This window comes from Maricaulis alexandrii (assembly GCF_005871165.1).
Lineage (GTDB): Bacteria > Pseudomonadota > Alphaproteobacteria > Caulobacterales > Maricaulaceae > Maricaulis > Maricaulis alexandrii.
In genome coordinates this window covers 45,897-57,909 of record NZ_SWKP01000012.1, presented here as the reverse complement: position 1 = coordinate 57,909, position 12,013 = coordinate 45,897, and the positions used below count along the sequence as shown (strand labels likewise).

The following is a 12,013-nucleotide window of genomic DNA, read 5'->3' as shown; positions in this document are numbered from 1 at the left end:
AGGTGCCCACGACCCGTCCGACGCCAAGCCTGTCTGGCGGTGGTGCGCCAGACAGGCTGTCCCGGAAGACAGCCCAATCTAGCACCCAACTCACATACAAGGTGCCGCGAAGCGGCGGATGAGGGGGATTGGCAAGGTCTTCGCGATTGCCGGCCGACACCGGGATTTCCCCCTCTCCCGGCGCATGCGCGCCACCCTCTCCCCAAGGGAGAGGGAGTGAGGCCTCTCAGCGGCCGAATGATCAGGCCGCGTCGGTCTCGTCTTCAGCCAATGCCACCAGGATATCGCCATCGGCGACCTGGGCATCGACGCTGGCGGAGAGCTGGGCGATGACGCCATCGCGCGGCGCGGTCAGGGCATGTTCCATCTTCATGGCCTCCAGCACGACCAGGGCCTGACCCTTGGTGACACTGTCGCCCTCGGCGACATTCACGGCCAGAACCTTGCCCGGCATCGGCGCCTTGATGACGCTGGAAGCGTCCGCCGCGTCGGCCAGAGCGTCGGGGCGGACCTTGGGGAATTCGCCGAACTCGCCGCGCAGGGCGACTCGGATCGTGTCCGGGTCGCTTTTGAGGCGGGAATACATGGCCAGGACCGGTTCGCCCTCGACCTGGAATTCCAGATAACCGGAATGCGCTTCACCCCGGCCAAAGCCCTGCCCGGCAAAGCGCACCTTGTCGAGCTGCAGCGTCTGGTCCCCGATGGTGACTTGCCAGCTATCACCGCCGAGCGGCGTGCAGACCGTGTCGAAGGGCGTGTCCTCGAATTGATGCCGCGTCAGCAAACGGGCGGGCGCATTGACCCGGAAACCGCTGCGTTCGGCCCAGATATCGGCGCGTCCCCGATCGGAGGCCCGGCGATCCATGCCCGGTGCCCGCAGCTGGATCAGGGCACAGCTCGCCTGCATCAGGTCCCGCGTGCCATTCTCGAGCAGCGCCTCCAACCGGCTGTCGATGAAGCCGGTATTCAGATCCGCACGGCGGAAGGACAGACTGTCCAGGAGAGTTCTCAAGAAGCCGGCATTGGATTTGACCGGGTGCACCCAGCACTCCTCATCGATCGCCCGCACCAGACGATCGATGGCGTCCGTACGCGAGAGCGAGGAGTGGGTGATGATCTTGGCGATCATCGGGTCGTAGAACATGGTCACTTCATCGCCGCGCTGGACCGCACTGTCGACGCGGACCACCCCGCCCTCCGGATGAGCCGCCACGCTGAAGCGCAGCCCCTCCGGCAGGCCGAACTCCTCCAGCACCCCCGTGGACGGCAGGAAACCGCCCTTGGGGTCCTCGGCATAGAGGCGCGCCTCGATGGCGTGGCCGGAGGCGTGGATGCTGTCCTGTTCGGGCACGGACCCGCCGGCGGCGACCTTGAGCTGGAGCTCGACCAGGTCGAAGCCGGTGATCATCTCGGTGACCGGGTGTTCCACCTGGAGACGGGTATTCATCTCCATGAAGAAGAAACCGTCCTCGCGCAGCTCACCGGAACCGTCGACGATGAATTCCACCGTGCCCGCACCGACATAGCCCACCGCCTTGGCAGCATTGATGGCGGCGGAACACATGGCCTGGCGCACGGCCGGCGTCATGCCCGGCGCCGGGGCTTCCTCAATGACTTTCTGGTGGCGGCGCTGCAGCGAGCAGTCGCGCTCATAAAAATGGACCACACGGCCGCGCTGATCGCCGAAGACCTGCACCTCGATATGGCGCGGATTGGCGATGAATTTCTCGATCAGGACCCGGTCATCGCCGAAGCTCTTGGCCGATTCGCGCTTGCAGCTGTCCAGGGCCGCCGCGAAATCGCCGGCGCTCTCGACCTTGCGCATGCCCTTGCCACCACCACCGGCGACGGCCTTGATCAGGACCGGATAACCGATCGTCTCGGCGGCCTCGGCCAGGAGTTCGGGATCCTGATTGTCGCCATGATAGCCCGGCGTGACGGGCACACCGGCCTCTTCCATCAGCGCCTTGGCCTTGTCCTTGAGCCCCATGGCCCGGATCGCACTGGCCGGCGGGCCGACAAAGATGATGTCATTCTCGGCGCAGGCCTCGGCGAAATCGGCATTCTCCGACAGGAAGCCATAGCCCGGATGGATCGCATCGGCGCCCATCTTTTTGGCGGCCTCGATGATCTTGCCGCCGAGCAGATAGCTCTCCGATGCGGCCGGCGGTCCGAGCAGGACGGCTTCATCCGCCTCGCGCACATGGGGCGCGTCGGCATCGGCTTCCGAATAAACGGCGATCGTGCGGATGCCCAGGCGTTGGGCGGTGCGCATCACACGGCGGGCAATCTCGCCGCGATTGGCGATGAGGAGCGTCTTGATCATGGGGCTGCAGACTCGCTCTGTTTCCTGTCGCGACGGTATTGCACAGCTGCGACCAGGACAAAACTGATGATCATCAGAAGGTACCAGGAGCCCAGCTTGGCCAGGGAGACCATGTGCCAGCTGACCTCTTGTCCCGGATAGGACCAGGCCCGGGCAAATGTGCCGATATTCTCGGCAAACCAGATGAAGAGTGCGACCAGCAGAAAACCGATCACCAGCGGCATGGGCCGATGGGCCCGGTCCGGCCGGAACCAGACCACGCAGCGGCCATAGATCAGCAGGGTCGCTAGGAAGAGGATATTGCGGATATCGACCGTGTAGTGGTGCGCGAAGAAGTTGATGTAAACCGCTGCCGCCAAACACAATTGCAGCCACAGGCTCGGAAAGCGGTCGAATCGGAATTCGAAGATCCGCCAGACCCGCGCCAGATAGGATCCGACCGCCGCATACATGAAGCCGGAAAAGAGCGGCACGTCCGCGATGCGCAGGAATGAGGGCTCCGGATAGATCCAGCTGCCCGCCTGCGTCTTGAAGATTTCCATCACCGTGCCGACCACGTGGAAGACGGCGATCACCTTCGCCTCCTCCCAGGTCTCCAGCCGGGTCGCGATCAGCGTGACCTGGATGCCCAGCGCCGCCAGCGTCAGGAAGTCATAGCGCGGCAGCGGCCAGTCGGCCGGATAGAGCAGAAAGGTCCCCAGCAGGAGCGCCAGCATGAGCCCGCCGAACAGGCAGGCCCAGGCCTGTTTGATCCCGAAAGAGACAAATTCGAACACGCCCAGCGTCCACGGCCCGCGCACGAACCAGGCGCGCAGCGCCTCGCGGCGGGCGTGGAGAAACTGGCGGGGATCCGGCCGCTTCACCGGGGTGGCGCCTGCCCTATTCCGCCCAGTCCGGCTTGCGCCGTTCCAGGAAGGCGCTGAGGCCTTCCTTGCCCTCCTCGGAGGCACGACGCTTGGCGATGGCCTTGGCGGTGTGGACGCCCAGTCCGTGATCGATCTCGCGGCCATAGACATCGTCAACGAGCTGTTTGGCATCAGCGACAGCGCCCGGCGCCGCGGCGAAGGCGAGCTTGGCGAGGTGTTCCTCCATCGCCGTCATCTCTTCCATGTCCGCGACCGTGTACTGCGCCAGGCCGATCTTTTCCGCGAACTCCCCGTCAAAGCCCTCGCCGGAGGCGAACAGGGCACGGGCCCATTTCGGGCCGATGGCGCGGATCACGAAGGGCGAGATCGTCGCCGGGGTCAGGCCCAGGCGCACTTCGGAGAAGCGGATCGTGGCATCCTTCATCACCACGCCGATATCACAGGCCGCCAGCAGACCGGCCCCGCCGCCCATAGCCGCACCATGGACCAGGGCCACGGTCATCTGAGGCAGTTCGTAGAGCTTGCGCAGCATGTTGGCGAGCGCCAGCGCGTCTTCCTCATTATCGGCCTCGGTATAAAGGGCGGCGGCCTTCATCCAGTCCAGATCGGCGCCGGCGGAGAAGCTCTTTCCGGACCCGCGCAGGAAGACGATCCGCACCCCGTCCTCATTCGCCCGCAGCGTCTCGAACACGTCCGACAGGGCCGCAATCACTTCCGCATTGAAGGCATTGTGCTTGTCGGGACGGTTCAGCGTGACCACAGCCACACCGGCCGGGCTGACATCAAGCAGGACGGGATTTTCCTCGGACATGGCGATCTCCTGGTCGGGGTTTCTTCCCGTTCAGGATTAACGCCGGTCGGCAAGGCGGACAATGGGCCCAAGTGCGGCCTTTTGGTGGAAACTGCCGGAGGCCCGGCCTCCCTCCTTCCCCTTGATGGGGAAGGTGCCGGGCGAATGCCCGGCGGAAGGGGTGAAAGCGCTGTGCGCTTTCTTGTTCTTGGTCAGTCACCCACTCCACCGCTTCGCGGTCCCCCTCGCCCATCAAGGGCGAGGAGAGTGTGAGCCTGATCGAACAAGAACCCGACCCGAACCCCAAAAGAAAAAGGGCTGCCCTTGGGAGGCAGCCCTTTTCCATTTCCCCTGTCGTCCGCGATCAGTCGCCGCGGAAGACCAGCCCTTTGAGCATGGACAGGATGGTGATGGCCACGAGGTAGCCGATCGCCACAGCGCCCAGATAGAGCAGGTAATTCATTTCCGTGAATTGCTGGGCAAAGACGGCAAAGTCGAAACCGTCAGCGCCGCCACCGCGCACCATGGGCATCACCGTATCGACGATGATGTGGATGATCACACCCACCACGGTAAAGATAAGGATGGCGCCGAACTCGCGCATCAGGAGCGCCAGGACGAGCGCGATCACGCCCAGTTGGATGCCCAGCGGCATCCAGTCCACAACAGCCCCGTCACCGGCATAGGCCAGCAGGCCCGGCATGAAGAAGTCGATGGCGGGCTGAATATAGCCCATGATTTGGTCAAGATATTCCATTTGCGCGGTCCCCTTCCGCAGCTACATCGGCCCTACCTTACCCCGTAGGAGCCTCTGCGTTAACGATCATTCGAAACTCATCCCATGGAAAGCGGGTTCTCCTGACAGGCGAGTTCCGTTAACTTTTAATCACAACCCGTTTGATCGCGTAGAGAATTCCGATGACGATCAGATAGCCGACCAAAAGGACGGCAGCGGATCGCCAGTAATGGAGTTCCAGCAGGGGCGGCAGGCGGAATCCACCGGATTCCGCAATCACCGGCGCCAGGACTTCCAGCCCCAGATGCACCAGTACAGCCCCCGCAGCGATCACGGGGAGGCGTGCCCATTTGCGCATGATCAGAGCGGCCACGGCGGCGACCAGAAGGCCGAGCACCGCATTCACTTCCGCAAACCCTTCACGGGCCAGGATCAACACATCTTCCAGCATGACTTCGACACGCACCCCCGCCCGGCTTCCGGGCTCTCACACGGAAGACCTTAACGCAGATTAACTCTTTGTCACGTGATTTCCCATTCAGGTTCACGGGGCAACGCTTTGAAATTTTGAGAAGACTGGCAACACGCCTGGATTGGCAGTGCCGGGTTGGCGGCGCCCTACTGCGCCTTTCGGCCCCAGTTTTCCATCCGGTCCAGCCGCGCCTGACGCGCCTTCTCGTCGAGCGCGCCGACGGCCCCGATCACGGTGCGGCGAACCGGTCCGAAGCCGGCCATGCCGAACACGCCCTTGGCCAGCCCCTTCAGGCTGTGCCCGCCGAAGATCAGGCCATAGGCAAAGCCCGGCATGCCCATGGTGACCACGAGCCGGGCCGATTTGCCCTTCATCTTCTGGGCCGGCCATTTGGAACTGTCACCGCCGGTCGCGAGGAAGAATTCGGCCCGTCCGACCTGTTCGAGGAAGGCTTTCAGGCGCGCCGGAACCATGCCCAGCCAGAGCGGGAAAACCAGGACGACATGATCCGCCGCCGTGATCTTCTCTTGCGCCTGCTGCACGGCCTCGCAAGGCGGCTGTGCGAACTCCTCCGCCGTGCTCATGAAGTCGAGGGGCAGTTCGGCCACCCGGATTCGCGACACATCATGGCCTGCATCCAGCGCCCCGCGCGCATAGGCATCCGCCAGCGCCGACACGAAATGCCCCGATCCGGCATCGGGATGGGCATCAATCACGCAAATGGTTTTCGTCATGACCGCACTCCTCGTGCGGTCTTTCTAGCAGGAAGGGTCGCCCACGCCTGTGTGGCAGGGCGTCGCGGTTACATCCGGAACAGGCCGAACTTGGTCTTCTCGATCGGCGCATTCAGCGAGGCGGAGAGCGACAGGCCCAGCACGCGGCGCGTGTCCGCCGGGGCGATGATGCCGTCATCCCACAGGCGGGCGGTGGAGAAATAGGGATTGCCCTCTTCCTCATAGCGCTCGCGGATCGGGGCCTTGAATTCGGCTTCCTCCTCGGCCGACCATTCCCCGCCCTGGGCTTCCAGCGCGTCACGCTTGACCGTGGCCAGCACGGAGGCGGCCTGCTCCCCGCCCATCACGGAGATGCGGGCATTGGGCCACATGAAGAGGAAGCGCGGGGAATAGGCACGGCCGCACATGCCGTAATTGCCGGCCCCGTAGGAGCCGCCGATGATCACGGTGAATTTCGGCCCCTTGAAGGTGGACACCGCCGTGACGAGCTTGGCGCCGTCCTTGGCGATGCCGCCGGCCTCGTATTTCGAGCCCACCATGAAACCGGTGATATTCTGCAGGAAGACCAGCGGAATGCCGCGCTGGGCGCACAGCTCGATGAAATGGGCGCCCTTCTGGGCACTCTCGGAGAAGAGAATGCCATTGTTGGCGATGATGCCGACCGGCATGCCGTAGAGCCGGGCAAAGCCGGTCACCAGGGTCTCGCCATAGAGTTTCTTGAATTCGTCGAATTCGGACCCGTCGACGATGCGGGCGATCACTTCGCGCACATCATAGGGCGCGCGGACATCGGTCGGGATGATCCCGTTGAGCTCCTGCGGATCGTATTTCGGCTCACGCGGTTCGGTGACGTCCAGCTCGACCTGTTTGACCGAATTGAGCGTGCCGACAATGCGGCGGGCCGTATCCAGGGCATGATCGTCATTGGCGGCGTAATGGTCGGCGACGCCGGAAGTGCGGGCATGCACATCGGCCCCGCCCAGATCCTCGGCCGAGATCACCTCGCCCGTCGCCGCCTTCACCAGCGGCGGACCGCCCAGGAAGATCGTCCCCTGCTTGCGCACGATCACCGTCTCGTCGGACATGGCCGGCACATAGGCGCCGCCTGCCGTGCACGAGCCCATCACGACGGCGATCTGGGGAATGCCCTCGGCGGACATGTTGGCCTGGTTGAAGAAGATACGGCCGAAATGGTCGCGATCCGGGAAGACATCCGCCTGATGCGGCAGGTTGGCCCCGCCACTGTCGACCAGATAGACGCAGGGCAGCCGGTTCTGCATGGCGATTTCCTGCGCCCGCAAATGCTTCTTCACCGTCATCGGGTAATAGGCGCCGCCCTTGATGGTCGGGTCATTGCACACGATCATGACTTCGCGGCCCGAGACCCGGCCGATCCCGGCGATCACGCCGGCACCATGGACATTGCCCTCATACATGCCATTGGCGGCCAGGGCCCCGATCTCCAGGAAGGGCGAGCCGGGATCCAGCAGGCGTTCCACCCGGTCGCGCGGCAGGAGTTTGCCGCGGGAGACATGGCGCTCACGGGAGCGTTCCGATCCCCCCAGCGCGGCTTCGGCAGTGCGGGCTTTGAGCTCTTCGACGAGGGCCGACATCGTGGCGGCATTCTCTTCGAAGGCCGCGGAATTGGGGTCGATGGCGGAAACGATCTGGGTCATGGATTGGGGCCTGAATTGATCCGTCCTGCCCGCTGCTTACCCTGCCCGCCCCCACAAACGCAATTGCCCCTGCATCCGATCCTGGGGGCAGATGCATCCTGAAAGGAGCAAACAGGAGGGAAAATCATGCTCAAACAGACCGCCATTATCCTGATGGGCTTTGCCCTGACGACGTCCGGACTGGCCCTGTCCGGCCCGGCCATGGCGCAGGACAATCCACCGCCGGCGGAAATCATGGTGCTGGGAACATTCCATTTCAGCGGCGGCGGCCAGGACATGATCAATCCGGAAGTCGATGATTTTCACGCTCCGCACCGCCAAGCCGAGATCGAGGCCGTGCTGGACCGGCTGGAAGCCTTCGCCCCGACCCGGATCGCGGTCGAGCTGATGCCCGAGCACGAAGCGGACTTCAATCAACGCTATGCCGCCTACCGCGCGGGCGAGTTGGAGCTGGACGTGAATGAGCGCCAGCAGATCGGCATGCGTCTCGCCGCCCGCCTCGGTCATGACCGGCTTTATGCTGTCGATGCGCAGGGCGGGATGGATTTCGAGGCCATGATGTCCAGCGCCGCCGATGCCGGCCAGACCGCGCTTTTGGCCGAGTGGGAGGCCTATATCGGCGAGGTTCAGACCTATATGTCCGCCATGGACGCGCCGAACCGCACCATTCTGGAGCGCATGATCCAGGAAAACACCGCCGAGACCGCCCGCTTCCACGATCTCTACCTCCTGCTCGCCCAGATGGGCAGCGAATCGAATCCGGCCGGAGCCCGTGAAATGACGAACTGGTGGGGCCGCAATCTGGAAATCTTCGCGAATGTGGCGCGCGTCGCCGAGCCGGGCGAGCGGGTGCTGGTCATCTACGGGTCCGGACACAAGCGCCTGCTGGATGATTTCGTCGACAATGCCCCCAATCTCGTCTGGGTGGACCCGCTCCCCTGGCTCGAGACCCGTCATTAAATATTTTCCCTGCCCGGGCAGGAACCTTTCGCCTGCCCGGCGCGTTTTTTGGTCGTCAGCCTTGGAAGGGTCACACTTCTCCCGTAAGGTTTCAGACACGAACCGGCCGTCAAAAAGTGCCGGGATAGCTCAAAGGGAGGGGACGGATTTAACGTCTGATTCAGCCCTCCCCCACAGGCTGATAGGGAATGGAAGCCGCACGCTCTAGCATGGAGCACGGGCTTTCAAGGGAGGCAGCAATGAGAATACAAATCATTGTTTCCATTGGCGTTATAGCCATGGCCACGGCGACCGCCCAGGCGCAGACCTCGGTCGATTCCCAGGCTTGGCTGACCGCGCCCGCCGGACCGGACAGTACCGGTGCCGTGCGCTGGCGCCTGAACACGGAAACCCGCTCGCCGGCCCCCGTCATCCTGTCAGAATCACACCTCCAGGACCGCGATGTCTCGGCCATCGCCAGCCAGTTCGACTTCTACCCCTTCGGCGAGGATTTCTTCCTGTCGGCCGGTACGGTCACCCGAAATGACCGGACCCTTTTCCCCGGCACGGGCTCCATCGACACCCGGCCGGCCTGGGCCGCCTTTCCGCACGCCGAACTGGCCGAGGATCTCGATGATAGCCAGCTCGACACACTGACCCGCTATTTCGGTGCCGGCGTCACGGTGCGTACCATTGATGACTGGAGCCTCACCGTGGAAGGCGGGGCCTATTTTCAGGACTCCTCGGAAGACCAGCTCGTCCTGTTCGACCCGGAAACCGGCGAACGCATGCGTCTGCTGGAAGACCTCGACCGCGTCGACGCTGACGCCATCGGCGAAAGCCAGTCCCGCTCGGTGCGTCCGGTGGGGCATCTGGTCCTGCGGCGCCGGTTTTAGATCTCACGACAATTTGCTGCGCAAATGTCTCCGATGGGGCGGCCCATCAGGGCCGGCGCGCGGTCGCGCTTGCGGGCCTTTGGCCCGATGGCGTCGTACTTTTCCTCCCCACAGTTGGGGAGGTGGATTGCCCGCAGGGCAAGACGGAGGGGCCGGCGAAGCCGATGGGCTTGCCTCACACTTCTGGCGCTTCGCGCCGCCCCATCGACCCGATGCTCCGCATCGGCCCACTTCCCCATGAAATGGGGAAGAAAACACCCCTGCCCCGTCCCTCTTCATAAGCGGCCGCGAGACGCCTAGACTGCCTGACGATTCAACAGGCTGCCCCGCATCATGGCCCTCAACCTTTCCTTCCTGCCTTTCCTGAACCGGATCGAGAAATCCGTGCTGGATGCTGTCGAGCATGAGGTGGAATGGTTCTGCCTGCCGGCAGGCCAGCTCCTGTTCCGCGAAGGCGATGATGCCGACGCCTTCTACCTGGTCCGCTCCGGCGCCTTGGCCGCCTTCAAGGCGGGGCCGCTGGGGCGACCGGACCTGCTGGGCTACATCCGCGCCGGTGAGCCGGTGGGCGAGATGTCCCTGCTGGACGAGACCCCCCATTCCGCCAGTGTCTACGCCCTGCGCGACAGTGAGCTGGTGCGTCTGCCCAAGGCGAGTTTCGAACGGCTGACGGACAAGCATGCCAGCCTGATGCGCGAGCTCTCCAAGATGATGCTGGCGCGCCTGCGGGGCGGCAATCGCACGGCCGGATCCGAACCCCGGGTCTTTGCCCTGATCGGCACCTCCCCCACGATCGACCTGGACTATCGCGCCGCCGAGCTGAAATCGGCGCTGCAGGCCTTGGGCATGAGCTGCGCCATTGCCGATGAAAGCTGTTCCGACTGGTCCGGGCAGAAGCTGGACAAGCTGGAACAGAGCCATGACATCGTCCTTCTGATCGCGCGCTTCTCCGATCCGGGCTGGGCGCGGCGGGCCATGGGCCGGGCCGACCGGCTCTGGCTGTTTGCCCGTGCCGATGCGCGGCCTTCGCGGCCGCTCCTGCCCGACGATCCCTCACCCGCCATGCGGCTGAAACTGCTCGATGTTGTCCTCTTGAGCCCGCAGGGCGTCACCGCCGCCTCACGGCCGCAGGAATGGTCCGATGCCTCCGATGCCTCGCGGGTCTTCCATTGGCGCCAGAAACAGCACGCTGCCGATACAGCCCGCCTCGCCCGCACACTGGCGGGCAAGTCGGTCGGCCTGGTTGTCTCCGGCGGCGGTGCCCGCGCCTATGCCCATCTCGGCGCGATCCGGGCCCTGCGCGAGGCTGGCATGCATTTCGACTTTGTCGGCGGGGCCTCCATGGGGGCCATCGTGGCCGCCGGCGTGGCGCTGGACTGGGATGATGACGAGCTGGAAAGGCGGATCCGCAAGGCTTTCGTCGAGACCAATCCGCTGGATGACTGGACCCTGCCCGTGGTCTCCCTGACCAAGGGCGAGAAGGTCGACAAGCGGTTGAAGGAACATTTCGGCGATGTCGAGATCGCGGAGATGGCGCGCCCCTATTTCTGCCTCTCGTCCAATCTGGCCTCCGGCCGTCCGCATGTGCACCGGTCCGGACGGCTGCGCGACGCATTGCGCGCCTCCATCGCGATCCCCGGCCTCTTGCCGCCGGTCGTTCATCACGGCCAGATCCTGGTCGACGGGGCCGTCTTCACCAATTTCCCCGCCCGCGAGATGCGCGCCTTCCACCGCGGGGCCGTGGTGGGCAGTGATGTCACCCGCGCCCAGGGTCTCAATCCGGATGATTTCATCGATCCGCCCAATTTCCTGGGCTGGGTGCGCCGCCACGGCTTCAAATCCCCGCCGCCGATCGCCTCCCTGCTGATGCGGGCCGCGACCGTGGGCGTGGCCGATCACCGCGATATCGGCCGTGAGGCCGCCGACCTCCTCATCCTGCCCGACACGCCGGTCGATATCCGCGACTGGGACCGGTTCGACGAAACCGTCGCCGCCGGCCACGAAGCCGCCACATCCATGCTCGCCGGCCTGGACGACACCATGCGCGCCCAGCTGGGCCTGCCGGTGGTTTAGCGGGTATAAGCCTCGTCCCAGGCCTGCAGCTGCAAGGCGCGGTGCGCGGAACGTTCCGCAAGGCATTGGGCGCCCTGGGCCTGCGCGACCGGCTCATGCGGGTAGAAGCTGGCAACAAAATCGCAATCGCGCTGGACGGCTGCGGACCAGGCGTCCTGGCTCTGCGTCAGCAAACCGCGCCGCTCGACACTCATGGCATCGACCAGGCTGGCCAGGCTCGCGGCCTGACGCGCCATCCACGCCTCGCGCTCCTCGCCATAACAGGTCTCACGAATGGCGGCTGTCGGCAGGTCTCCGGCCAGGGAGATGCAATTGGACGCATACTCCAGGATGCACGCCTCGCCCTGACCGCGATTGTCGGCTGCGGTCAGGCAGAGCTCGATCGTGTCAGAGGCCGACAGCGGCGGCATGGACCGGCTGGCTTCGCCGCCCGGCGGCGCCGCCTGGGCACAGGCGGAAAAGGCGAGGCCACACATCAAAACCAGGGCAGCACGCATGAAAAAGC

General features: G+C 64.6%; 11 protein-coding genes. 3 read left to right on the top strand and 8 right to left on the bottom strand.

The genetic code is table 11. From position 1 onward, the window contains the following. Window positions 1-241: 241 nt before the first annotated feature. From FCS99_RS16055 to FCS99_RS16025, 7 genes are all read right to left on the bottom strand, one after another. The gene (locus tag FCS99_RS16055; protein ID WP_138514416.1) at window positions 242-2,326 is read right to left on the bottom strand and encodes an acetyl/propionyl/methylcrotonyl-CoA carboxylase subunit alpha; all 2,085 of its coding nucleotides are present in this window, start codon (window positions 2,324-2,326) and stop codon (window positions 242-244) included. Beyond that, window positions 2,323-3,189, bottom strand: a complete 867-nt coding sequence (locus FCS99_RS16050; RefSeq protein ID WP_233352878.1) for a DUF817 domain-containing protein — start codon at window positions 3,187-3,189, stop codon at window positions 2,323-2,325. The genes FCS99_RS16055 and FCS99_RS16050 overlap by 4 nt, the downstream gene beginning before the upstream one ends. 16 nt (window positions 3,190-3,205) lie before the next feature. Further along, window positions 3,206-4,003, bottom strand: a complete 798-nt coding sequence (locus tag FCS99_RS16045; RefSeq protein WP_138514414.1) for an enoyl-CoA hydratase-related protein — start codon at window positions 4,001-4,003, stop codon at window positions 3,206-3,208. A 343-nt stretch (window positions 4,004-4,346) separates the two neighbouring features. Further along, a complete protein-coding gene (locus FCS99_RS16040; RefSeq protein WP_138514412.1) occupies window positions 4,347-4,739 on the bottom strand; it encodes a hypothetical protein in 393 nt (130 codons plus the stop codon). Between the two features lie 118 nt (window positions 4,740-4,857). Beyond that, window positions 4,858-5,184 carry a hypothetical protein gene (locus FCS99_RS16035; RefSeq protein ID WP_233352877.1) on the bottom strand — a complete coding sequence of 109 codons (327 nt, stop codon included), beginning with the start codon at window positions 5,182-5,184 and terminating at the stop codon, window positions 4,858-4,860. 152 nt (window positions 5,185-5,336) lie between these two features. Continuing rightward, window positions 5,337-5,924: an NAD(P)H-dependent oxidoreductase gene (locus FCS99_RS16030; protein WP_138514410.1), complete on the bottom strand. Its 588-nt coding sequence runs from the start codon at window positions 5,922-5,924 to the stop codon at window positions 5,337-5,339. Between the two features lie 68 nt (window positions 5,925-5,992). After that, complete coding sequence (locus FCS99_RS16025; protein WP_138514408.1) at window positions 5,993-7,600, bottom strand: carboxyl transferase domain-containing protein; 1,608 nt, start codon at window positions 7,598-7,600, stop codon at window positions 5,993-5,995. 126 nt (window positions 7,601-7,726) lie between these two features. Between FCS99_RS16025 and FCS99_RS16020 the strand changes: the two genes are divergently transcribed. From FCS99_RS16020 to FCS99_RS16010, 3 genes are all read left to right on the top strand, one after another. Then, complete coding sequence (locus tag FCS99_RS16020; RefSeq protein ID WP_138514406.1) at window positions 7,727-8,560, top strand: DUF5694 domain-containing protein; 834 nt, start codon at window positions 7,727-7,729, stop codon at window positions 8,558-8,560. Window positions 8,561-8,799: 239 nt separating this feature from the next. Further along, window positions 8,800-9,435, top strand: coding sequence for a hypothetical protein (locus FCS99_RS16015; RefSeq protein ID WP_138514404.1), 636 nt, complete (start codon window positions 8,800-8,802; stop codon window positions 9,433-9,435). 333 nt (window positions 9,436-9,768) lie between these two features. Continuing rightward, window positions 9,769-11,508 carry a patatin-like phospholipase family protein gene (locus tag FCS99_RS16010; RefSeq protein ID WP_138514402.1) on the top strand — a complete coding sequence of 580 codons (1,740 nt, stop codon included), beginning with the start codon at window positions 9,769-9,771 and terminating at the stop codon, window positions 11,506-11,508. Here the strand turns inward: FCS99_RS16010 and FCS99_RS16005 are convergent. After that, window positions 11,505-12,005, bottom strand: coding sequence for a lysozyme inhibitor LprI family protein (locus FCS99_RS16005; RefSeq protein ID WP_138514399.1), 501 nt, complete (start codon window positions 12,003-12,005; stop codon window positions 11,505-11,507). The two genes, FCS99_RS16010 and FCS99_RS16005, sit on opposite strands and share 4 nt — an antisense overlap. Window positions 12,006-12,013: the final 8 nt, after the last annotated feature.

Coding starts and splice junctions, on each gene's coding strand:
- FCS99_RS16055 (WP_138514416.1), bottom strand. CDS start 2,326: ATGATCAAGACGCTCCTCATCGCCAATCGCGGCGAGATTGCCCGCCGT.
- FCS99_RS16045 (WP_138514414.1), bottom strand. CDS start 4,003: ATGTCCGAGGAAAATCCCGTCCTGCTTGATGTCAGCCCGGCCGGTGTG.
- FCS99_RS16040 (WP_138514412.1), bottom strand. CDS start 4,739: ATGGAATATCTTGACCAAATCATGGGCTATATTCAGCCCGCCATCGAC.
- FCS99_RS16030 (WP_138514410.1), bottom strand. CDS start 5,924: ATGACGAAAACCATTTGCGTGATTGATGCCCATCCCGATGCCGGATCG.
- FCS99_RS16025 (WP_138514408.1), bottom strand. CDS start 7,600: ATGACCCAGATCGTTTCCGCCATCGACCCCAATTCCGCGGCCTTCGAA.
- FCS99_RS16020 (WP_138514406.1), top strand. CDS start 7,727: ATGCTCAAACAGACCGCCATTATCCTGATGGGCTTTGCCCTGACGACG.
- FCS99_RS16015 (WP_138514404.1), top strand. CDS start 8,800: ATGAGAATACAAATCATTGTTTCCATTGGCGTTATAGCCATGGCCACG.
- FCS99_RS16010 (WP_138514402.1), top strand. CDS start 9,769: ATGGCCCTCAACCTTTCCTTCCTGCCTTTCCTGAACCGGATCGAGAAA.
- FCS99_RS16005 (WP_138514399.1), bottom strand. CDS start 12,005: ATGCGTGCTGCCCTGGTTTTGATGTGTGGCCTCGCCTTTTCCGCCTGT.